Origin of the sequence: Pseudomonas fluorescens, assembly GCF_902497875.1 — a bacterium.
GTDB classification, from domain to species: domain Bacteria; phylum Pseudomonadota; class Gammaproteobacteria; order Pseudomonadales; family Pseudomonadaceae; genus Aquipseudomonas; species Aquipseudomonas fluorescens_BR.
Window position 1 is genome coordinate 18,456 of the sequence record NZ_CABVHY010000043.1, and the last position, 23,239, is coordinate 41,694.

The following is a 23,239-nucleotide window of genomic DNA, read 5'->3' on the forward strand; positions in this document are numbered from 1 at the left end:
CGTTTGGCGGTGTTGCAGATCAAAAGATCGCAGCCTGCGGCAGCTCCTACAGTTGTGCGGGGTTGATCGCATTATCGGGGTTGCTTTGGTACCGGCTGGGCGATAATCTTCGCGGATCGCTGCCAATTCAGCGATCGGACGTGAGAATCCGGACATCTCTAGGCGCACAGCGCCCACCATACTTTTGCAGGCGCTTTTTTTCGTCTGTCGTTCAAGTTATGGCGGCTGTGCGCGGGCACGTTTCGGCGTGGCCGGGTTCCTAGAGTCCCGGTTTCTCACCCCGCGTACGGCTGCCACCCCAAGTCCGTGAGAAGACCTGTGGCAGCTCCCATTACTCTAGGAGTTACACGATGTTCAAAGTCACTCCCGATCCGCCTGAAACCGAAAACGCTTCTCCCTCCGATTCCAGCGAGCTCTGCGAGGCCGCGCAGCGAGCTCGCGATCACTACCCGCAGCCCCCATTCGACAAGTCCAGACTCGCCCACGTCGTTCCGGTCAACATCTTCACCGTCGTCCCTGGCCTCAGCACCGAAACGCTATTGGCCAACGCCTGCGAGACGCTGGCCAGCGCCAATGTTCTGGTCAGCGACCTGGCGTTCGAGGTCGAAGGCTCCTGCCGTAATGTGGCGCTGGCGATTCAGCAGATGATCGAGTTGAGCCAGTTGCTGGTGAATGAGGCGCTGGAGCAGGTGGCTCCGGCAGGTTGACCTCGTTATCGTTCTTCGCGAGCAAGCTCGCTCCCACAGGTTATGTATCGACCACTCCATCCGGGATTGGCGCTGACCCTGTGTGTGCGGGCATTGCCCCAATGCCGGTCAGTTAAGGAATTTCTGGCCCCGCACATTCCCCGTAGCAGCTGCCGAACGCAGGCTTCGCCAGCTGCTACGGCATTGGGGCTTGCCCGCGAAGAGGGTTTGTCATTCAGCGGGAAACTGGCGCCTGTTGACCAGGCTCATTCAGCCCTGTGTCGGACATTTCAGGTCACGGATTCGGAGTCGTCCGTCAGCATTCCGGGATAGGCTCAAAGGCGCTTTCGTGTTTAACTTTGGGTCCTCGCAACACCCTACGACCACTCCGCTTAAAAGGACTCCGTTCATGGCTCAAGTCACTCTTAAAGGCAACCCGGTTCAAGTCAACGGCGAGCTGCCGAAAGTCGGTTCCAAGGCGCCAGCCTTCTCCCTGGTGGCGGGCAATCTTTCCGACGTTACCCTGGCGAGCCTTGCCGGCAAGCGCAAAGTGCTGAACATTTTCCCAAGCGTCGACACCCCGACCTGCGCCACCTCGGTGCGCACGTTCAATGCCCAGGCCAATGACGTGGCCAACACCGTGGTGCTGTGCATCTCGGCTGACCTGCCGTTTGCCCAGGCTCGCTTCTGCGGCGCCGAAGGCCTGGAAAACGTCCAGAACCTGTCGACCCTGCGTGGCGCCGAGTTCATCGAGAACTACGGTGTGGCCATCGCTGACGGCCCACTCAAAGGCCTGACTGCCCGTGCCGTTGTGGTACTGGACGAAAACGATAATGTCCTGCACAGCGAACTGGTCAAGGAAATCGCTGAAGAGCCGAACTACGAAGCGGCGTTGGCTGTTTTGAAGTAACAGGCTTTAGAATATCAACGGCCTGGCTCTGTCCAGGCCGTTTTTATTTGTGCCTCAGTGGCTTAGCAGGCACTGACAAACGTAAGCCCAAGGTAAATTGCCGGTAAAGGCGCTTTGCTAAATCCCCTCCAGTGCTTATCTTTCAGCCTTCCGAAGAAGATGCTCTCGCGCCCAATGGTTGATCACTCCATGCAATCCACCGCTTCCCGCAATCCCCGTCGCTGGCTGTTCGGCCTGCTAGTCCTGTTGGCCATCGTCGGCCTGTGCTGGAAGTTCTGGCCAACCGACGTTGCCGAAAAAGGCGCTGCTGGGCAAAAAGCCGCCAACGGCCATGCCGGCAGGTCCGGTGGGATGCGTCCGGGATTCGGTGGGGCGGCGGGGCCGGTGCCGGTACGCGTCGCGCCGGCGACCCGCGGAGATTTCCCGCTGTATTACAAGGCCCTGGGCACGGTCACGGCCTTGAACACCATCAATGTGCGCAGCCGGGTGGCCGGTGAACTGGTGAAAATCGCCTTCGAGGAAGGGCAGATGGTCAAGGCCGGGGACTTGTTGGCCGAGATTGACCCGCGTCCTTATCAAAACGCCTTGCTGCAGGCCGAAGGCACCTTGTTGCAGAACCAGGCGCAACTGAAAAACGCCCAGGTCGATCTGGAGCGCTACCGCGGCCTGTACGCCGAAGACAGTATCGCCAAGCAGACCCTGGACACTGCGGCAGCGCTGGTGGGCCAGTATCAGGGCACGGTCAAGACCAACCAGGCGGCGGTCAATGACGCCAAGCTGAACCTGGAATTCACCAAAATTCGTGCACCGATCGCCGGCCGCCTGGGCCTGCGTCAGCTGGATGTCGGCAATCTGGTGGCGGCCAATGACACCGCGGCGCTGGTGATCATCACCCAGACCCAACCGATCAGCGTCGCCTTCACCTTGCCGGAAAACAGCCTGGCGACGGTGCTGGAGCGTTATCGCAGCGGCGCGAAACTGCCGGTGGAAGCCTGGGATCGCGGCGACCTGAAGTTGCAGGCCACCGGCGTGTTGCAGAGCCTGGACAACCAGATCGACGTCACCACCGGCACCCTGAAGTTCAAGGCACGCTACGAGAACCGCGATCAAAGCCTGTTCCCCAACCAGTTCGTCAATGTGCGTTTGCTCGCCGACACCTTGAAAGGCGTAGTGCTGGCGCCGACGGCGGCGATCCAGTTCGGCAATGAAGGCACCTTCGTCTATGCGATGGATGGCGACAAGAAGGTCAAGATTCACCCACTGAAAGTCGGCGCCAGCGACGGCAACCTGACGGTCGTCAACGAAGGCCTGGCCCCCGGCGACCGGGTGGTCCTCGAAGGCACCGACCGCCTGAAAGAGGGCAGTGAAGTGGAAGTGGTCAACGACAGCCAGGACGTGCCAGCCACCCCGGCCGAACACCTGCAAGGCAAATCGGCGGCCAATGCGGCTGAACCGCAAGCCACCGACAAGGCGAAAAAGGGCGGCGCATGAACATCTCGCGGCTGTTCATCCTTCGCCCGGTAGCCACTACCCTGAGCATGCTGGCGATTATTCTGGCCGGCGTGATCGCCTATCGGCTGTTGCCGGTCTCGGCATTGCCCCAGGTCGATTACCCGACCATCCGGGTCATGACCCTCTATCCCGGCGCCAGCCCGGATGTGATGACCAGTGCGGTCACCGCGCCGCTGGAGCGGCAGTTCGGGCAAATGCCCGGCCTGACCCAGATGGCCTCGACCAGTTCCGGCGGCGCCTCGGTGCTGACCTTGCGCTTCAACCTCGACATCAACATGGATGTCGCCGAGCAGCAGGTGCAGGCCGCGATCAACGCCGCGACCAACCTGTTGCCCAAGGATCTGCCGGCGCCGCCGGTGTACAACAAGGTCAACCCGGCGGATACCCCGGTGCTGACCCTGGCGATCACTTCCAAGACCATGCTGTTGCCCAAGCTCAATGACCTGGTCGATACCCGCATGGCGCAGAAAATCGCCCAGATCAGCGGCGTCGGCATGGTCAGCATCGCTGGCGGCCAGCGTCAGGCAGTGCGGATCAAGGTCAACCCGGAGGCCCTGGCGGCCAATGGGCTGAACCTGTCGGACGTGCGGACCCTGATCGGCGCCTCCAACGTCAACCAGCCCAAGGGCAATTTCGACGGCCCGACCCGGGTGTCGATGCTCGACGCCAACGACCAGTTGACCTCGCCCAAGGACTACGCCGAGCTGATCCTCGCCTATAACAACGGCGCGCCGTTGCGGCTCAAGGACGTCGCGCAGATCGTCGACGGTGCCGAGAACGAGCGTTTAGCCGCCTGGGCCAATGAAAACCAGGCGGTATTGCTGAACATCCAGCGCCAGCCCGGGGCGAACGTGATCGAGGTGGTCGACCGGATCAAGGCCTTGCTGCCGAGCATTACCGACAACTTGCCGGCCGGCCTCGACGTGGTCGTGCTGACCGACCGCACCCAGACCATCCGCGCCTCGGTCACCGACGTGCAGCATGAGCTGCTGATCGCCATTGCCCTGGTGGTCATGGTGACCTTCCTGTTTTTGCGCCGTGCCAGCGCGACCATCATTCCGTCGGTGGCGGTACCCCTGTCGTTGATCGGCACCTTTGGCGTGATGTACCTGGCCGGGTTCTCGGTCAACAACCTGACCCTGATGGCCCTGACCATCGCCACCGGATTTGTGGTGGACGATGCGATCGTCATGCTCGAGAACATTTCGCGCTACATCGAGGAGGGCGACAGCCCCATGGTGGCGGCGCTCAAGGGCGCCAAGCAGATCGGCTTCACGCTGATCTCGCTGACCCTGTCGCTGATCGCTGTACTGATCCCGCTGTTGTTCATGGCCGACGTGGTCGGGCGGCTGTTTCGCGAATTCGCCATTACCCTGGCGGTGGCGATCCTGATTTCCCTGGTGGTCTCCCTGACCCTGACGCCGATGATGTGCGCGCGGTTGCTCAAGCGTGAACCCAAGGAAGAAGAACAGGGGCGTTTCTACCGCGCCAGCGGTGCCTGCATCGACTGGATGATTGCCGCCTACGGGCGCAAGTTGCAGTGGGTGCTCAAGCACCAGCCGCTGACCCTGCTGGTGGCCGTCGCCACCCTGGGCCTGACGGTGTTCCTCTATATGGTGGTGCCCAAGGGCTTCTTCCCGGTGCAGGACACCGGGGTGATCCAGGGTATTTCCGAAGCCCCGCAGTCGATCTCGTTCGCGGCGATGAGCGAGCGCCAGCAGGAACTGGCCAAGATTATTCTGCAAGACCCGGCGGTGGAGAGCCTGTCGTCCTACATCGGCGTCGATGGTGATAACGCCACGCTGAACAGCGGTCGCCTGCTGATCAACCTCAGGCCCCACGGCGAACGTGACCTGAGCGCCACCGAGGTGATTGCGCGTTTGCAGCCGGAGCTGGCCCAATTGGCCGGTATCCGCTTGTTCATGCAGCCGGTGCAGGACCTGACCATCGAAGACCGGGTCAGTCGGACCCAGTACCAGTTCAGCATGTCCTCGCCGGATGCCGACATGCTCGCCCTGTGGAGCGGCAGGCTGGTCGAGGCCCTGGCCAGTCAGCCGGAGTTGACCGACGTTGCCAGCGATCTGCAGGACAAGGGCTTGCAGGTCTATCTGGTGATCGACCGCGATGCGGCGTCGCGGATCGGTGTCTCGGTGTCGAACATCACCGATGCGCTGTATGACGCCTTCGGCCAGCGGCAGATTTCCACCATTTACACCCAGGCCAGCCAGTATCGCGTGGTCTTGCAGGCGCAGTCCGGCGAGAAGATCGGTCCGCAGGCGCTGGAGCAGATCCACGTCAAGACCACCGACGGCGGCCAGGTGCGCTTGTCCAGCCTGGCGCATATCGAAGAGCGCCAGGCACAACTGGCGATCACCCACATCGGCCAGTTTCCGGCGGTGATGATGTCGTTCAACCTGGCACCCGGCGTGGCGCTGGGGCAGGCGGTCGAGCTGATCAACCAGGTGCAACAGGATATCGGTATGCCACTGGGTGTACAGACACAGTTCCAGGGCGCCGCCCAGGCCTTTGAAGCGTCGCTGTCGAGTACCTTGCTGCTGATCCTGGCGGCGGTGGTGACCATGTACATCGTCCTTGGCGTGCTCTACGAGAGCTATATCCACCCGATCACCATTCTCTCGACCTTGCCGTCCGCGGCGGTCGGCGCCTTGCTGGCGCTGCTGCTCAGCGGCAATGACCTGGGGATGATCGCCATCATCGGGATCATTTTGCTGATCGGTATCGTCAAGAAAAACGCGATCATGATGATCGACTTCGCCCTCGACGCCGAGCGCAACCAGGGGCTGGACCCGGAGACGGCGATCTATCAGGCGGCGTTGCTGCGGTTCCGGCCGATCCTGATGACCACCCTGGCGGCGTTGTTCGGCGCGGTGCCGCTGATGCTCGCCACCGGCTCTGGCGCGGAATTGCGCCAGCCACTGGGTCTGGTGATGGTCGGTGGACTGCTGGTCAGCCAGGTTCTGACCTTGTTCACCACGCCGGTGATCTATCTGTACTTCGACCGTCTCGGTCGACGCTGGCGGCCAGCGCCTGAGCGCGCGGAGCCGGTAGAACAGCCATGAACCTCTCCGGACCGTTCATCAAACGCCCGGTGGCGACCATGCTCCTGAGCCTGGCGATCATGTTGCTCGGCGGCATGAGCTTCGGCTTGCTGCCGGTGTCACCGCTGCCGCAAATGGATTTTCCGGTGATCGTGGTGCAGGCCAGCCTGCCGGGTGCCAGCCCGGAGGTCATGGCCTCGACCGTGGCCACGCCACTGGAGCGCTCCTTCGGCACCATTGCCGGGGTCAACACCATGAGCAGTCGATCCAGCCAGGGCTCGACCCGGGTGATCCTGCAATTCGACCTCGATCGCGACATCAACGGCGCGGCGCGGGAAGTGCAGGCGGCGATCAATGCCTCGCGCAACCTGCTGCCCAGCGGTATGCGCAGCATGCCGACCTACAAGAAGGTCAACCCGTCCCAGGCACCGATCATGGTGCTGTCGCTGACCTCGGAGGTGCTGCAAAAAGGCCAGTTGTATGACCTGGCCTCGACCATTCTGTCCCAAAGCCTGTCCCAGGTGCCGGGCGTTGGCGAAGTGCAGATCGGCGGCAGTTCGCTGCCGGCGGTGCGCATCGAACTGGAACCGCAGTTGCTTAACCAGTACGGCGTGGCCCTGGACGATGTGCGCAACACCATCGCCAATGCCAACGTGCGCCGGCCCAAAGGCTCGGTGGAAGACGACCAGCGCATGTGGCAGGTGCAGGCCAATGATCAATTGGAGAAAGCCAAGGATTACGAACCGCTGATCATTCGCTACCAGAACGGCTCGGCATTGCGCCTGAGCGATGTGGCGAAGGTCAGCGACGGCGTTGAAGACCGCTACAACAGCGGCTTCTTCAACGATGACGCAGCGGTGCTGTTGGTGATCAACCGCCAGGCCGGGGCCAACATCATCGAGACGGTCAACGAGATCAAGGCCCAGCTGCCCGCGTTGCAAGCGGTGTTGCCGGCCAGCGTCAAGCTGAACCTGGCCATGGACCGCTCGCCGGTGATCAAGGCGACCTTGCACGAAGCGGAAATGACCCTGCTGATTGCCGTGGCGCTGGTGATTCTGGTGGTGTTCCTGTTCCTCGGTAACTTCCGCGCATCGTTGATCCCGTCCCTGGCCGTGCCCGTATCACTGGTCGGGACGTTCGCGATCATGTACCTGTACGGTTTTTCCCTGAACAATCTGTCGCTGATGGCGCTGATTCTCGCCACCGGGTTGGTGGTGGACGACGCCATCGTGGTGCTGGAGAACATCAGCCGCCACATCGACAAAGGCGTGCCGCCGATGAAGGCCGCCTATCTCGGGGCGCAGGAAGTCGGCTTCACCTTGCTGTCGATGAACGTCTCGCTGGTGGCGGTGTTCCTCTCGATCCTGTTCATGGGCGGGATCGTTGCCAGCCTGTTCCGCGAATTTTCCATCACCCTGGCCGCGGCGATCGTGGTGTCGCTGGTGGTTTCGCTGACCCTCACGCCGATGCTCTGCGCACGCTGGCTGAAGCCGCATACCCCAGGCCAGGAAAACCGTCTGCAACGCTGGAGCCAGCGGGCCAATGAATGGATGGTCAGCGGCTATGCGCGCAGCCTGGACTGGGTGTTGCGCCATCGGCGGCTGACCTTGCTCAGTTTGCTGGTGACCATCGGGGTCAACGTCGCGCTGTATGTGGTGGTGCCGAAAACTTTCTTGCCGCAGCAGGACACCGGTCAGTTGATCGGCTTCGTGCGCGGTGATGACGGCCTGTCGTTCAACGTGATGCAGCCGAAGATGGAAACCTTCCGCCGCGCGGTATTGCGCGATCCGGCCGTGGAAAGCGTGGCCGGCTTCATAGGCGGCAGCAACGGCATCAACAATGCGTTCATGCTGGTGCGTTTGAAACCGATCAAGGAGCGGCAGATCTCCGCGCAGAAAGTCATCGAGCGCCTGCGCAAGGACATGCCCAAGGTGCCCGGCGGGCAATTGATGCTGATGGCCGACCAGGACCTGCAATTTGGTGGCGGCCGCGAACAGAGCACTTCGCAATACTCCTACATCCTGCAAAGCGGTGATCTGGGCGCCTTGCGCGAGTGGTACCCGAAAGTGGTCACCGCGCTCAAGGCCTTGCCCGAGCTGACCGCCATCGATGCCCGGGAAGGGCGCGGCGCGCAGCAGGTGACGCTAGTGGTCGACCGCGATCAGGCCAAGCGCCTGGGCGTCGACATGGATATGGTCACCTCGGTGCTGAACAACGCCTACAGCCAGCGGCAGATTTCCACCATCTACGACAGCCTCAACCAGTATCAGGTGGTGATGGAGGTCAATCCGAAGTACGCCCAGGATCCGATCACCCTCAACCAGGTGCAGGTGATCACCGCGGACGGCCAGCGCATCCCGCTGTCGGGCATTGCCCATTACGAAAGCAGCCTGGAAGATGACCGGGTCAGCCATGAAGGGCAATTTGCCTCTGAAAGCATTTCCTTCGACATGGCCGAGGGCGTCACCGTTGAACAGGGCGGCGCCGCCATCGAACGAGCGATTGCCAAGGTCGGCCTGCCGGAAGACGTGATCGCCAAAATGGCCGGGACCACGGATGCCTTCGCGGCCACGCAAAAAAGCCAGCCATGGATGATTCTCGGCGCGCTGGTGGCGGTATATCTGGTGCTTGGGGTGCTTTACGAAAGCTACATTCATCCGCTGACGATTCTTTCGACCCTGCCGTCGGCCGGGGTCGGTGCACTGCTGTCGATCTACGTGCTGGGTGGTGAATTCAGCCTGATCTCGCTGCTGGGGCTGTTCCTGCTGATCGGCGTGGTGAAGAAGAACGCCATTCTGATGATCGACCTGGCGCTGCAGCTGGAACGCCACCAGGGCCTCGAGCCGCTGGAGTCGATCCGCAGTGCCTGCCTGTTGCGCCTGCGGCCGATTCTGATGACCACCCTGGCGGCGATCCTCGGGGCCTTGCCGTTGCTGCTGAGCACCGCCGAAGGCGCGGAAATGCGTCAGCCGCTGGGCCTGACGATCATCGGTGGGCTGATCTTCAGCCAGGTGTTGACCCTTTACACCACTCCGGTGGTTTACCTCTATCTCGACCGACTGCGCCATCGCTTCAACCACTGGCGTGGGGTACGTACCGATGCTGCTCTGGAAACTCCGCTATGACTGACCGTTCGCTTTCCAACCCCCCTGAGCTGTCCGCCCAACGCTTGGGCCTGGCCCGCGGTTCGCGACTGCTCGGGCTGACGCTCTGTGGGCTGTTGCTCAGCGCCTGCGCCATCGGCCCGGACTACCAGCGCCCGGAAATGAGCACGCCGGCCCAGTACAAAGAAGCCCAGGGCTGGCGCCAGGCCAGTCCCAGCGACTCCCTGGCCCGTGGTGCCTGGTGGGAACTGTACGGTGATCGGCAACTCAATGGCCTGATCGAGAAGCTCAACAGCGCCAACCAGACCGTCGCCCAAGCGGAAGCCCAGTACCGCCAGGCCCAGGCCCTGGTGCGCAGCACTCGGGGGGCATTCTTTCCCAGCGTGGATCTGAGCGCCGGGAAAACCCGCTCCAGCCAGGGCACCGGTAGCAGTAGTTCGAGCCTGAGCAGTTCCAGTAGTGGTATTCGCGACACCTACAGCACTGAGTTAGGTGTGAGCTGGGAGGCGGATATCTGGGGCAAGTTGCGCCGTGGCCTGGAAGCCGACTCGGCCAGCGCCGAGGCGAGCTTTGCCGATCTGGCGGCGATGCGCCTGAGCCAGCAGTCGGAACTGGTGCAGAACTACCTGCAACTGCGGGTGATCGACCAGCAGAAGCGTTTGCTCGAAGCCACAGTCGCGGCCTATCAGCGCTCGCTGACCATGACCGAAAACCAATACCGCGCCGGCGTCTCCGGCAAAGACTCGGTCGCCCAGGCGCGAACCCAGCTCAAGAGCACCCAGGCCGACCTCATTGACCTGATCTGGCAGCGCGCGCAATTGGAAAACGCCATTGCAGTGCTGACCGGGGTGCCACCGGCGCAATTCAGCCTGGCAGAAACCCGAGACATCCCGGCATTGCCGCAGATTCCCTTGAGCCTGCCGTCGCAGCTGCTGGAGCGCCGGCCCGATATCGCCGCGGCCGAACGCTCGGTGATCGCCGCCAACGCTGAGATCGGCGTGGCTGAAGCGGCTTACTACCCGGACTTGACCCTGAGCCTGAGGGGCGGCTACAGCAGCAGTACCTTCGCGAACTGGATCAGCGTGCCGAACCGTTTCTGGTCAGTAGGGCCGCAATTGGCCATGACCCTGTTCGACGGCGGCCAGCGCTCGGCGGAAGTCGATCGCACTGAAGCCGTCTACGACCAGACCGTGGCCCAATACCGCCAGACCGTGCTCGATGGTTTTCGCGAAGTGGAAAACTTCCTGGTGCAGTTGAAAGTGCTCGAAGACGAGGCGGCAGTGCGCCAGGAGGCTCTGGAATCGGCCCGTGAATCCCTGCGCCTGACCGAGAACCAGTACCGGGCCGGGTTGATTGCCTATCTGGGTGTGGTGGTGGTCCAGGCCACTGCGCTGAATAATGAACGCAGCGTGCTAACCCTGCTGCAAAGCCGCCTGATCACCAGCGTGCAACTGATCGCCGCGCTGGGCGGTGGTTGGGATGGGCAGTTGCAGGTGAACCCGTAGGAGCTGCCGCAGGCTGCGATCTTTTGATCTTGACGACCGTTCAGGCAATCCATTTTCCGGATCAAAAACGAAAGATCAAAAGATCGCAGCCTATCGGCAGCTCCAGGAATTACGTTCGCGTGAAAATGGGGCGCGGGCGGGTGGTTGCGTGTCACGAATGAGCGCATGGCGATCAACTCATCAGACTAATGGCTAATTGATAATATTTCCCGGTGCGTTCTTTGGCGCAATAGGTACAATCGCCGACTTTACCCCCGAGCATGGACAGTGTTCGGCTCAGTCTCCACGAGAAGTCCCATGCTCATCGGTAGTTATTCCCCCGTCCTGGTGTTGATCTCCCTCTGCGTGGCGATTCTCGCGTCCTATACCGCCCTTGACCTTACCGGGCGTATCGCCACGGCCAAAGGCCGGGCGGTTCATCTGTGGACGGCTGGCGGGGCGTTGGCGATGGGCGTGGGTGTCTGGTCGATGCACTTTATCGGCATGCTGGCCTTCAAGTTGCCGATCGACTTGGGTTATGACCTCACTATCACCCTGTTATCGCTGCTGATCAGTATCCTGTCCTGCGGGTTTGCCCTGTGGCTGGTCAGTCAGCCGCGCTTGCCGGCCTGGCAGTTGGCGTTCGGCGCCCTGATCATGGGCGCGGGGATCAGCGCCATGCACTACACCGGCATGGCCGCGATGCGCATGCAGCCAGGCATCGATTACGATCCAGCCTTGTTCAGCGCCTCGCTGTTGATTGCGGTCGGGGCTTCGGCCGCAGCACTGTGGATTGCCTTCCGCCTGCGGCAGAACACCCCCTACGTCAGATTGGCCCGTGGTGGGGCGGCGGTGGTCATGGGCCTCGCCATCGTCGGCATGCATTACACCGGCATGGCCGCCGCGCGTTTCGCCGACGGCAGTTTCTGCGGCGCGGCAATCGATGGCCTGAGCGGCAATGGGCTGGACAACCTGGTGCTGGTCACCACTTTGGCGGTGCTGTGCATCGCCTTGCTGACCTCGATCCTTGATGCTCGCCTGGAAGCCCGCACCGCTGACCTGGCCGATTCCCTGACCCTGGCCAACCAGGAACTCACCCAGCTTGCGCTGCATGACACCCTGACCGGTTTGCCGAACCGGGTGCTGCTGGCCGATCGCATCGATCAGGCCATGCATCTGGTGCAGGAGCAGGGTGGTTGTTTTGCGCTGATGTTCATTGATCTGGATGGCTTCAAGCCGGTCAACGACGCTTTTGGGCATCACATGGGCGACCAGTTGTTGCGTGAGGTCGGCCAGCGCTTGCGCGAGGAGTTGCGCAGCCAGGACACCCTGGCGCGGATCGGTGGTGACGAATTCGTATTGCTGGTGCAGCTTGGCGGTCCGGATGATGCCCTGCGACTGGCCGCTCGCCAGGTCGGGTTGATTTCCCGTTCGTTCAGGGTGGCCGAGCATGACTTGCAAATCTCCGCCAGCGTCGGCATTGCGCTGTACCCGGGTAACGGCCTGACCGCGCAAGAATTGCTGATGAACGCCGACGCGGCGATGTATCACGCCAAAGGCACCGGCAAAAACGGCTACCGCTTCTTCGATGCCTCGATGAACACCAACGCCCGCAAACAGCTGCAAATGCTGCAGGACCTGCGCGTGGCGATCGAGCAGCAACAATTCAGTCTGTATTACCAGCCCAAGTTCGATGCCGGCAATGGCCGGCCGGTGGGCGCCGAGGCCTTGTTGCGCTGGGAGCATCCGCAGCACGGGATGCTACTGCCGGACAAATTCATCGATCTGGCGGAAAAGACCGGGTTGATCATCCCGATCGGCGAGTGGGTATTGAACGAAGCCTGCCGCCAGATGCGTGAGTGGTATGTGCAGGGTTACACCGACTGGCGTATCGCGGTGAACCTGTCAGCGTTGCAGTTTTGTCATGTCGGGCTGGTACAAAGTGTTGCCGGCGCGTTGGCTCGCCACCAGCTGCCGGCCAACAACCTGACGCTGGAAATCACCGAAACCACGGCCATGAGCGACGCAGATGCGAGCATGATGGTGCTGCAGGAACTCTCGGCAATGGGTGTCGACCTGTCCATCGATGATTTCGGCACCGGCTATTCAAGCCTGATGTACCTCAAGCGGCTGCCGGCCAACGAGTTGAAGATCGACCGCGGTTTTGTCCGCGACCTGGAGCATGACAGCGACGATGCCGCCATCGTCTCGGCCATCGTCGCCCTCGGTCAGGCGCTGGGGCTGCGGATCGTCGCCGAAGGGGTGGAGACCAATATGCAACAGCGTTTCCTGACTCAATTGGGCTGTGATTCGCTGCAAGGTTACCTGCTCGGGCACCCGCTGCCGGCGGCGCGTTTCATGGCCGATATCCATCGGGCGGAGCAATTGGCGGTGGGCTCAAGCAATGTGTGCTTGACTTGAGCCCATGCAAAAGCGAGCACTGGCGAGTATTCTTGCAGCGCAGTGCTTCAGCTTAGAACGGAGGAAAGCAAGCATGGACAAAGTCCTGGTCATCACCGGCGGCAGCCGCGGCATTGGCGCGGCCACCGCACTGCTGGCAGCGCAGCAAGGTTATCGAATCTGCATCAATTACCAGGCGGACGAACAGGCCGCTCACCAGATACTCGAGCAAGTCCGTGGACTGGGCGCCCAGGCGATGGCGGTGCGCGCCGATGTCAGTATCGAAGATGAAGTCATCGCGCTGTTCCACCGGGTCGATACCGAGCTGGGACGAGTCACGGCGCTGGTCAACAATGCGGGCACCGTCGGGCACAAGTCCCGGGTCGATGAAATGTCCGAATTCCGTATTCTCAAAACCATCCGGACCAATGTGCTGGGGCCGATTCTCTGCGCCAAGCACGCGGTGCTGCGCATGTCGCCCAAACACGGTGGCCAGGGCGGCAGCATCGTCAACGTCTCCTCGGTCGCCTCGCGCCTGGGTTCACCCAATGAATACGTCGATTACGCCGCCTCCAAAGGCGCGCTGGACAGCTTCACCATCGGCCTGTCCAAAGAAGTGGCGGGCGAGGGCATTCGCGTCAACGCCGTGCGTCCGGGCTTCATTTTTACCGATTTTCACGCCCTGAGCGGCGACCCGGAGAGAGTCAGCAAACTCGAATCCGGCATCCCCATGGCCCGCGGCGGCCGCCCGGAAGAAGTGGCGGAAGCGATAGTCTGGCTGCTGTCGGACAAAGCTTCGTATGCGACCGGGACCTTTGTCGATCTGGGGGGCGGTCGGTAAAGATCAAGATCAAAAGATCGCAGCCTGCGGCAGCTCCTACAGGTTTTGCGTACACCCATTATCTTGTGGATGTATAGGGCTTGCGTAGGAGCTGCCGCAGGTTCGGGCCGCGTTCGGACGATCTTTTTGCTGTTTAGAACGACCGCACAATCCGCCCCAAGGTTTCCATGGCCTTTTCCGCCGTCTCGGTCCAGGGGCTGCCGTAGTTCAACCGAATGCAATTTCTGAAGCGCCGGGTCGGTGAAAAAATCGGTCCTGGAGCAATGCTGATGCCTTGGGCAAGGGCCATCTGGAACAACTTCAACGAGTCCATCTGCTCTGGCAGTTCCAGCCACAGGAAGTAGCCGCCGGCTGGTTGGCTGACGCGGGTCTGCGCTGGAAAATAACGGGCGATGGCGGCAAGCATGGCGCTTTGCTGTTCTTCCAGGGCGTAGCGCAGTTTGCGCAGGTGACGGTCGTAACCGCCGTGCTGCAGGTAGTCGGCGATGGCGGCCTGGGCCGGCATCGAGGCGCAGAGTGAGGTCATGAGCTTCAGCCGTTCGATTTTCTGCGCATAGCGCCCGGCGGCGACCCAGCCGATGCGGTAGCCGGGAGCCAGGCTTTTGGCGAAGGAGCCGCAGTGCATCACCAGGCCTTCGGTGTCGAACGCCTTGGCCGGTTTTGGCGCCTGTTGGCCGTAATAGAGTTCGGCGTAGACGTCGTCCTCGATCAGTGGCACTTGATGGCGGCGCAACAACGCCACCAGCTCCTGCTTCTTGGCTTCGGGCATGGTCGCGCCCATCGGGTTCTGGAAGCTGGTCATGCACCAGCAGGCCTTGATCGGATGTCGTTCCAGAGTTTGTGCGAGGACGCCAAGGTCGATGCCGTCCCTGGGGTGCACGGGGATTTCCACGGCCTTGAGCTTCAGTCGCTCCAGCACTTGCAGGCAGGCATAGAACGCCGGGGCTTCGATGGCCACCAGGTCACCGGGTTCGGTCACCGCCTGCAGGCACAGGTTCAGGGCCTCGAGGGCACCATTGGTGATCAGCAGCTCTTCCATCGGCAGCATCAGGCCGCCGACCATGTAGCGCAGGGCGATTTGCCGGCGCAATTGCGGGTTGCCCGGCGACATGTCGGTGACCACCATGCGCGGGTCCATATCGCGGCTGGCGCTGGCCAGTGAGCGAGCCAGACGTTGCAGCGGGAACAGCGCCGGGCTGGGGAAGGCCGAGCCGAACGGCACGGTGCTCGGGTCCTTGATCGAGTCGAGGACCGAGAACACCAGTTCACTGACGTCGACTTCGGTGGACTCGTTGACCTGGCTGCTGATCACCGGCTCCGAGAACGGGCTCGGTGCATGGGTGTTGACGAAGTAGCCGGAACGCGGCCGGGCGCGGATCAGGCCGCGACGTTCCAGCAGGTAATAGGCCTGGAACACCGTGGACGGGCTGACGCCGTAAGTCTGGCTGGCGTAGCGCACCGGCGGCACGCGCTGGCCGGGGCCGAGCACCCCGGAGCGGATCAGTTCAGCGATGTCATCGGCGAATTTTTCGTAGCGTTTCATCAAGAGCTCAGTTCAGTGTCATGCAGAAATTTTCAGGTGACTTCTTCGCGGGCAAGTCGGATCGCCACACTGCCGCTCCGACTTGCCCGCGAATGGCCGCACCGCAGTCTAAAGCCTCACCGATTCATCGGCGCAACAAACCGGCTTTTCGCCACGCTGTAGATCTCAGGCTCGTCGCTGTCGACCACCTTGAAGCTGATGCTCTGCGAACTGCTGCTCGGCCGTTCAGTGGTCATCGCCACCGACACCGGCACGTCGACAATCTCCCCCGGCGCCAGGCTCAGGTCGGTCTTGCCCTGCAGCTGGAAGCCATCGCCATCCACCAGTTCCAGGCGGTACTGCTGGCGCAGCTGGGTCTTGTTGATCACCTTCAGACTGTAGATGTTTTCGATCTGGCCCTGACTGTTCTCACGGAACAGGCCACGGTCCTTGCTGACATCCAGGGACACCATCGGCCGCTCTACCAGTGCCAGGGCCAGGGCGCCGATCATCAGTACCAGCACCGCCGTGTAGCCGATCAGCCGTGGCCGCAGCAAATGAGTCTTGCCACCCTGCAGTTCATGCTCCGAGGTATAACTGACCAGCCCGCGGGCATAGCCCATTTTGTCCATGATCGAGTCACAGGCATCGACACAGGCCGCGCAACCGATGCATTCCATCTGCAAGCCGTCGCGGATATCGATGCCGGTCGGGCACACTTGCACGCACAACTGACAGTCGATGCAGTCGCCCAGGCCGGCCTCGGCCGAGGTCACGCCGCGTTTGCGCGGGCCACGGCTTTCGCCGCGCGCCACGTCGTAGGAGATGGTCAGGGTGTCCTTGTCGAACATCACGCTCTGAAAGCGTGCATAGGGACACATGTGCATGCACACCGCTTCGCGCAACCAGCCGGCGTTGATGTAGGTGGCACCGGTGAAAAACAGCACCCAGAACAGACTGACCCCACCCATCTGCAGGGTCAGCAGTTCGTTGGCCAGTGGGCGGATCGGTGTGAAGTAGCCGACAAAGGTCAAACCGGTGAGCAGGCTGATGGCCAGCCACAGCGTGTGCTTGGCCGAGCGGCGCATCAGCTTGTTCGGGCCCCAGGGCGCGGCTTGCAGCTTGATTCGCTGGTTGCGCTCGCCTTCGGTAACCTTTTCGCACCACATGAACAGCCAGGTAAAGGAACTCTGAGGGCAGGTGTAGCCGCACCAGACCCGGCCTGCAAACACGGTGATCGCAAACAGGCCGAACGCGCAGATAATCAGCAGCGCCGAGAGCAGGATGAAATCCTGCGGCCAGAACGTCGCGCCGAAGATGTGGAATTTGCTTTCCGACAGGTCCCAGAGCACGGCCTGACGGCCGCCCCAGTTCAGCCAGACGGTGCCAAAAAACGCCAGGAACAAAAAGCCCGCGCCGCTTAACCGCAAATTGCGGAACACACCGCTGAAGCTGCGGGTGTGGATCAGGTTGTCGCTGGACTTGGCCTTCATCTTTGGACGCGAAGGCTCGAATGTTTCTACTAATCGGACGGGGATTTTATCGCTCATGGTCTTTCGCTCATCAGCCTCCATCAGGCCGATGCACTATGACCAGCGATCTGTTTGCATAACAGACTCAGGTATCGGAATAAAAAGCGGATCAGATGCGCGCCAAAGCCTGCCTGCGACAACTTGCTGCACCCTTGGCGAGCCTATGCCGACACGACGTCAGCGCCTGACACAGACGCCGGCGGATGTCTGTGATCTGGGTCAGTCAAATCACCGAACCACGCTCGCTGGCCTTCAAATGCCTGCGCCCGTCGACTGCACCTGCTACGGTCAATGCGTCGGCTTCTGCTTCGGTGATGTACACGCGACCGCCGTTGAGCTCGACCGCCGACATCGACACTTGCGGATCGGTAATGACCGTCACTTCGGCGGCGGGGCGTTGTTCCTGCACCTCGTCAGTGTCAAAGAAGCAGGTTTGATTTTCGATGCGCACAGTCATGGTGTTGTCCTTTTGTCAGGGGTTTGAGCATTAGGTGTCAGCGGTTGGTCATCGTTCTGGACAGCCGATTAACGGTCACTGGTCCCTTGCGCACGACTGCCCACGGCTGCTGTCCATCGCATATTGGTCAATAAGAAGGACAGCATCATGGACGCCTGGTGGCATGAGGTTTGGGTAACGCTACAAGCCGAGTTCGCCGATGTCGGCGATGCCAGCCAAATGACCAGAATCACCGTGCGCCTGCTGATGGCCGCCATCCTCGGGGGCATTCTCGGCTTCGAACGCGAACAAAAGGGCAAGGCTGCCGGCGTTCGCACCCACATGCTGGTGGCGCTGGGCGCGGCCTTGTTCGTGCTGGTGCCTCAAATGTCCGGCTCCCAGGCCGACGCGATGAGCCGGGTGATCCAGGGCGTGGTCGCCGGGATCGGCTTCCTCTGCGCCGGGACCATCCTGAAAAACACCGAAGGCGACGAGGGTCACGTCAAAGGCCTGACCACCGCCGCCGGGCTGTGGATGACCGCCGCCATCGGCGTCTCGGCCGGGCTGGGCCGAGAGGCGACGGCGGTGCTCAGCACCTTGTTGGCGCTGCTGATACTGGGTGTGATGCCAATGGTGGTCAAGTTGCTGGAGAAGGATGAGCCATGAGGCCTCAATGCCTCGATGTTGGCCTGTCATCACCGTTTAATCGATGACAGCTGGTTTTGACGCTCCGGGACCTCGGGAGAAGTATCTATGGGGCGTTCAGCTGAGGTGTACTTAGTCGCAGTTATATGCAGCGAAAGATCAGGTAATAAAAATAAGATGAATATAGCCAGTGCGTGTGATGATTAATTTTAAAGAGCGTGCGGGTCGTTTTAGGAAAAGCGTATTGTTGTTGTCAGGTGTGCACTCAGAGTCGCTCTGAGCGCTTGCTGTATTGGTGATGTGTTGTTACATGAGTGTTTGCGCAATGCTGAGTATGTTTTTCAGTGCGCACCTATACTCAATTCGTGGGCTCATGATTGATAAAGAATCCGGCCGCAGGCCATTATGAATGTCCATCAATAATTAAAATTGTTTGATGGTTTTTCAAAAAAATAGTTAAGGATGACTAAAATGAAATTCCAGGAAAATCCCGATCTGCGAACCGGCAAGGTGGGTGCGTTATCACGTTATGCAACTGGAAAGACAGCTTCCTGCATGGAAACCTTTACAGCCGCTATTCTCGAGCAGTTTCCGGGGACAACCCCCCTTCAAAATTTTCTGGCTACCGCAGGTGAACTGACGTTAGAGCAGCGCAAGGTGATTGTTCAGCAAGCGTTGATCCTGATCGAGCAGAATTACGCTAACCTTCCGTTAAAGCGCGCCATGCACGCAGTCAATCCGGTGCAGCGATTGAAAATGTTACTTCAAACCCTGGAGCAACCTGTTAGCGCAATGCAAGTGGCCGAGGTGGAGTTTCACCGGGAAATAACCGAAATTTTTATGTCTGTTCGGGATCTTCATACCAATTATCTACTCCCTGCGCCCTTTAACGACAAGACCGCTTTTTTGCCTTTTCTGGTAGAGAACTATTTCGAAGGTGCACAACGTAAATATCTGGTGACCCGAGTAAGGGATAGCTTCAATCACCCTACGTTAGTGCCGGGTGTCGAAATCCTCTATTGGAATGGCCTGCCGATCGATCGTGCGGTAATGAACAATGCCCACCGATATGCGGGGGGCAACCGTGAGGCCAGGATCGCGAGAGGTGTACAAACACTTACAACCAAAGCACTCAGTCTCGCGCTCCCACCTGATGAAGAGTGGGTTGTCGTTGGCTACCGAACCCTTGCTGGTGAGATTGAGGAGCTTCGTGTCGATTGGCTTGTCAGTCCAATGCTACCGTCTTTGGCTGATAAAAATGCTGGCGTTGAATCCTGCGCTCAGACCATTCAGGGACTGGACCTGGAGCAGAATATCACCCAGCGAGTCAGAGCTGCCTTATTCGCGCCCAAGTCGAGGGCGGCGCAGAATGCAAAATCCGCTAAGAGCAACAGTGAAAATAGAGTCGATGTAATAAAAAGCCATCTGCCTGAGGTGTTCGAGGCGCGCGTTGCAACGACCCCGACAGGTACATTTGGTTACCTCAGAATTCGTACATTTTTATACTGGCCAAACGATACTTTTGTTGAGGAGTTTGTTCGCCTTATTTCCCTTCTTCCAACGAATGGGTTGATTATTGATGTGCGCGGAAATGGTGGGGGGCATATCGCTAATTGTGAGCGTATCCTGCAGACGCTGACATTCAAGAGTATCGAGCCGACCCGTTTTCAGTTCATCAATACCCCGCTTAATCTGGACATTTGTCGTCGCAATGGTCCCCAGTCAATTTGGACCGATCTTTCACAATGGGTGGAATCAATGGAGCAGTCCCTCCAGACCGGTGCTGTATTTTCTGCAGGCTTTCCGATCACCTCTCCCGAGGCGTGCAATGCTATTGGGCAAAGGTATTTTGGCCCTGTCATCCTGATTACCGATGCACTTTGCTATAGCGCTACCGACATGTTCGCATCCGGCTTTCAGGATCATGGTATCGGGACGATACTGGGTACGGATGGCAATACTGGCGCGGGCGGGGCAAATGTATGGGAGCATCGTCACTTTGTCAGTCACATCTTGCCTAGGGCAGGCTCCGTTTATGAATCTCTGCCCAATGATGCAGGTATGCGAGTATCGATCAGACGAACACTTCGTGTTGGCCCACGAGAAGGAGTGCCCGTGGAAGATTTGGGTGTGATTCCGGATAAGCGTCACTTCCTTACGCGCGATGATCTTCTAAACAGCAACGTCGACCTTATCAATAAAGCCGGATCAATGCTGGCGGGCGTTTGTCCGTTACGGGTCTTGATAGTCACGGTCAACGCAATCACGTCCGAACAATCAAAGGTCATCACTGATACCCAGGGAATCACCAGGCTTGACGTCTACTTGGGTGAACGCCCGATCGAATCAATTGACATTCAGTGCCAACAAACAACGTTCACTATTACCAAACAAAGTGCCGATCGGTCAGATCTTCTGATCTTGGGATTTGATGGAACCGAGCTGGTGGCGCGATACCGCACAACGGTTGGCGTTGGCGTTGGCGATGTTTAGTGTGATGCCGAAGATTTGTCGCCCTGCTGGATAACCGCCGAGCGACAGGGCGTCTATCCTGATCAGGCCTTCACCGGCGGCTCCTCGCTCTGCGGGTCGCCCACGGGAGTCTGAGTGCCGGGAGGCGTTGGATCCTTCTCCGGAACGGGTGTCGGGTCGGGCGTTGGGTCAGGCGGTGGCAGGATCGGGTCATCGATGTTCGGATCAGGTGTTTCAGCTGGAATAGGAATACCCATGAATGTGGCCTCGTTTCTGCTTGTTGTTGACAGGAGTAAAGCGGTTGACCATCGACGGACGACTTTGACTCCCGGGATTTCGCCCAGGGCATACCGCAGGAAAATCCATATGAACTTTTGCCCCTGCTTTTGGCTCGGAACCTAAGTGAGTTCATTCAGAGAACACCAGCGCAGGTGAGATTCGACCAGGCACAAGAGCGTCCATGGGGCGTAAGGAGAGATGCTCGATGATTGCTGAACAACCCACAGAGCTTGAGCACAACCCGCAAATACCCTTGTCGCAGGCGTTGCTGTTGCCGCGGATTGCGATCGAGAGCACTTCGCCGGTGATCGATGGTGGCCAGTTTGCGGTCAAGGCGGTGGTGGACCAGCCGGTGGTAGTCACCACCAAGGTATTCGCCGATGGCCACGACCAGCTGGCGGTGAAGCTGTGCTGGCGCGGATCGGCTGATTCGCAGTGGTACAGCCTGACCATGACCGATCTGGGCAATAACGGCTGGGAAGGGCAGTTCACTGTGACTGAGCAGGGTCGCTATGGGTTTCGCATCGAAGCCTGGATCGATCAGTTCGCCAGTTTCTGTTATGAGTTAAGCAAGAAACATATGGCTGGGGTGCCGGTCAGCCTGGAGTTGCAGGAAGGGCGTAGCCACGTGCTGCAGGCGGCTTCACGCAGTGAAGGGACACTGAGCGAGCAGTTGCAGGCGTTGCACCGTGAACTGTCCGGTTTGCTGGAAGCCGAGCAGGTTGCACTGTTTCTGCACGAGCGCAGCGCCGACCTAATGGCCCAGGCCGATCATCGGGCCTTCCTCAGTATCAGCCCTGAATATGCGGTGGACGTCGAGCGCGAACTGGCGCAGTTCGCCAGTTGGTATGAGCTGTTTCCACGTTCGATCACTGATGACCCGGCGCGTCATGGCACCTTCAACGATGTGCACTCGCGTTTGTCGATGATCCACGACATGGGTTTCGACGTATTGTATTTCCCGCCGATCCACCCGATCGGTCGCAGCTTTCGCAAGGGCCCGAACAATTCCCTGACGGCCGGCCCTGACGACCCGGGCAGTCCCTATGCGATCGGCAGTGCCGAGGGCGGGCACGAAGCGATTCACTCCGAACTGGGCACCCGTGAAGACTTCCGCCGGCTGGTGGCCGCCGCCGCTGATCACGGGCTGGAAATCGCCCTGGATTTCGCCATTCAGTGTTCCCAGGATCACCCTTGGCTCAAAGAGCATCCGGGCTGGTTCAACTGGCGGCCGGACGGCAGCATCAAATACGCCGAGAACCCGCCGAAGAAGTATCAGGACATCGTCAACGTCGATTTTTATGCGGTCGATGCAATCCCCGGGCTCTGGCTTGCACTGCGGGACATCGTCATCGGTTGGGTCGAGGAGGGAGTGAAGATTTTCCGCGTCGACAATCCGCATACCAAGCCCCTCCCGTTCTGGCAGTGGATGATCGCCGATGTGCGGGCGCAGTACCCCGAGGTGATTTTCCTCGCCGAGGCCTTTACCAAGCCGGCCATGATGGCGCGATTGGGCAAGGTCGGTTATTCCCAGAGCTACACCTATTTCACCTGGCGCAACACCAAGGCCGAACTGGCGACGTATTTCACCGAGTTGAACGAGTCGCCGTGGCGTGAGTGTTACCGGCCGAATTTCTTCGTCAATACGCCGGACATCAATCCCGGATTCCTGCATGAGTCGGGGCGCGCCGGTTTTCTCATCCGCGCCGCGCTGGCGACCATGGGCTCGGGGCTGTGGGGCATGTACTCAGGCTTTGAGTTGTGTGAGTCGGCGCCGGTACCGGGCAAGGAAGAGTACCTGGATTCGGAGAAATACCAGATCCGCCCTCGGGACTTCACTGCGCCGGGCAACATCATTGCCGAGATCGCCCAGCTCAATCGCATCCGCCGGCAGAACCCGGCGCTGCACAGTCATCTGGGGCTGAAGGTCTACAACGCGTGGAACGACAACATTCTGTATTTCGGCAAGCGCAGCGCCGATGGCAGCAATTTCATTCTGGTGGCGATCAGCCTCGATCCGTTCAACGCCCAGGAGGCGAGTTTCGAACTACCGTTGTGGGAGATGGATTTGCCTGACGATGCGCAAACCAGCGGCGAGGACCTTATGAGCGGCCATCGCTGGACCTGGTACGGCAAGACCCAGTGGATGCGAATTGAACCCTGGCATCAGCCGTTCGGGATCTGGCGGATAACGGCGACTTGATTTGTGGCGAGGGAGCTTGCCGGAACGCCGCACCGCCCCGCTCGGCTGCGAAGCAGTCGTGAAACCAGCGGTTGCGGTGTGCCTGAAAGAACAAGTTGTCAGCATTTGGGGCCGCTTCGCAGCCCAGCGGGGGCAAGCCCCCTCGCCACAGTAA

At 60.2% G+C, this 23,239-nt stretch carries 15 protein-coding genes; 11 read left to right on the forward strand and 4 right to left on the reverse strand.

All coding sequences use genetic code 11. The features are described 5' to 3' along the window. Nucleotides 1–350 precede the first annotated feature (350 nt). The 8 genes from F8N85_RS30260 (at nucleotide 351) to F8N85_RS30295 (ending at nucleotide 13,996) form a co-directional block, all read left to right on the forward strand. On the forward strand, nucleotides 351–707 hold the full coding sequence (locus tag F8N85_RS30260; RefSeq protein ID WP_150807117.1) for a DUF6124 family protein: 357 nt from the start codon (nucleotides 351–353) through the stop codon (nucleotides 705–707). Nucleotides 708–1,095: 388 nt separating this feature from the next. After that, entirely contained in the window at nucleotides 1,096–1,596 is a 501-nt protein-coding gene (tpx, locus tag F8N85_RS30265; RefSeq protein WP_150807118.1) for a thiol peroxidase, read from the forward strand. A 174-nt stretch (nucleotides 1,597–1,770) separates the two neighbouring features. Beyond that, nucleotides 1,771–3,087, forward strand: a complete 1,317-nt coding sequence (locus F8N85_RS30270; RefSeq protein WP_150807119.1) for an MdtA/MuxA family multidrug efflux RND transporter periplasmic adaptor subunit — start codon at nucleotides 1,771–1,773, stop codon at nucleotides 3,085–3,087. Continuing rightward, a complete protein-coding gene (locus tag F8N85_RS30275) occupies nucleotides 3,084–6,188 on the forward strand; it encodes an MdtB/MuxB family multidrug efflux RND transporter permease subunit (RefSeq protein ID WP_150807120.1) in 3,105 nt (1,034 codons plus the stop codon). Before F8N85_RS30270 ends, F8N85_RS30275 begins: the two co-directional genes overlap by 4 nt. Beyond that, the gene (locus tag F8N85_RS30280; protein WP_150807121.1) at nucleotides 6,185–9,292 is read left to right on the forward strand and encodes an efflux RND transporter permease subunit; all 3,108 of its coding nucleotides are present in this window, start codon (nucleotides 6,185–6,187) and stop codon (nucleotides 9,290–9,292) included. The genes F8N85_RS30275 and F8N85_RS30280 overlap by 4 nt, the downstream gene beginning before the upstream one ends. Then, nucleotides 9,289–10,776 carry an efflux transporter outer membrane subunit gene (locus F8N85_RS30285; protein WP_150807122.1) on the forward strand — a complete coding sequence of 496 codons (1,488 nt, stop codon included), beginning with the start codon at nucleotides 9,289–9,291 and terminating at the stop codon, nucleotides 10,774–10,776. Before F8N85_RS30280 ends, F8N85_RS30285 begins: the two co-directional genes overlap by 4 nt. Nucleotides 10,777–11,073: 297 nt before the next feature. Beyond that, entirely contained in the window at nucleotides 11,074–13,176 is a 2,103-nt protein-coding gene (locus F8N85_RS30290; RefSeq protein ID WP_150807123.1) for a putative bifunctional diguanylate cyclase/phosphodiesterase, read from the forward strand. Nucleotides 13,177–13,249: 73 nt separating this feature from the next. Continuing rightward, a complete protein-coding gene (locus F8N85_RS30295) occupies nucleotides 13,250–13,996 on the forward strand; it encodes an SDR family oxidoreductase (protein ID WP_150807124.1) in 747 nt (248 codons plus the stop codon). A gap of 133 nt (nucleotides 13,997–14,129) precedes the next feature. Here F8N85_RS30295 and mapR read toward each other — a convergent pair whose 3' ends face one another. The 3 genes from mapR to F8N85_RS30310 all read right to left on the reverse strand — a co-directional run bounded on the left by mapR (nucleotide 14,130) and on the right by F8N85_RS30310 (nucleotide 17,507). Further along, nucleotides 14,130–15,539 carry a GntR family transcriptional regulator MpaR gene (mapR, locus tag F8N85_RS30300; protein ID WP_150807125.1) on the reverse strand — a complete coding sequence of 470 codons (1,410 nt, stop codon included), beginning with the start codon at nucleotides 15,537–15,539 and terminating at the stop codon, nucleotides 14,130–14,132. Between the two features lie 116 nt (nucleotides 15,540–15,655). Further along, on the reverse strand, nucleotides 15,656–17,068 hold the full coding sequence (gene ccoG / locus F8N85_RS30305) for a cytochrome c oxidase accessory protein CcoG (RefSeq protein WP_150807126.1): 1,413 nt from the start codon (nucleotides 17,066–17,068) through the stop codon (nucleotides 15,656–15,658). 205 nt (nucleotides 17,069–17,273) lie between these two features. After that, the gene (locus F8N85_RS30310) at nucleotides 17,274–17,507 is read right to left on the reverse strand and encodes a DUF3203 family protein (protein ID WP_150807127.1); all 234 of its coding nucleotides are present in this window, start codon (nucleotides 17,505–17,507) and stop codon (nucleotides 17,274–17,276) included. Nucleotides 17,508–17,654: 147 nt separating this feature from the next. Here F8N85_RS30310 and F8N85_RS30315 point away from each other — a divergent pair, with 147 nt between their 5' ends. Both F8N85_RS30315 and F8N85_RS30320 read left to right on the forward strand, forming a co-directional pair. After that, nucleotides 17,655–18,152, forward strand: coding sequence for an MgtC/SapB family protein (locus F8N85_RS30315; RefSeq protein WP_150807128.1), 498 nt, complete (start codon nucleotides 17,655–17,657; stop codon nucleotides 18,150–18,152). 450 nt (nucleotides 18,153–18,602) lie between these two features. Beyond that, a complete protein-coding gene (locus F8N85_RS30320; RefSeq protein ID WP_191636295.1) occupies nucleotides 18,603–20,624 on the forward strand; it encodes a S41 family peptidase in 2,022 nt (673 codons plus the stop codon). A 62-nt stretch (nucleotides 20,625–20,686) separates the two neighbouring features. Here F8N85_RS30320 and F8N85_RS34710 read toward each other — a convergent pair whose 3' ends face one another. Then, the gene (locus tag F8N85_RS34710; RefSeq protein WP_191636296.1) at nucleotides 20,687–20,860 is read right to left on the reverse strand and encodes a hypothetical protein; all 174 of its coding nucleotides are present in this window, start codon (nucleotides 20,858–20,860) and stop codon (nucleotides 20,687–20,689) included. Between the two features lie 227 nt (nucleotides 20,861–21,087). Here F8N85_RS34710 and F8N85_RS30325 point away from each other — a divergent pair, with 227 nt between their 5' ends. After that, nucleotides 21,088–23,085, forward strand: coding sequence for an alpha-1,4-glucan--maltose-1-phosphate maltosyltransferase (locus tag F8N85_RS30325; protein ID WP_150807130.1), 1,998 nt, complete (start codon nucleotides 21,088–21,090; stop codon nucleotides 23,083–23,085). Nucleotides 23,086–23,239: the final 154 nt, after the last annotated feature.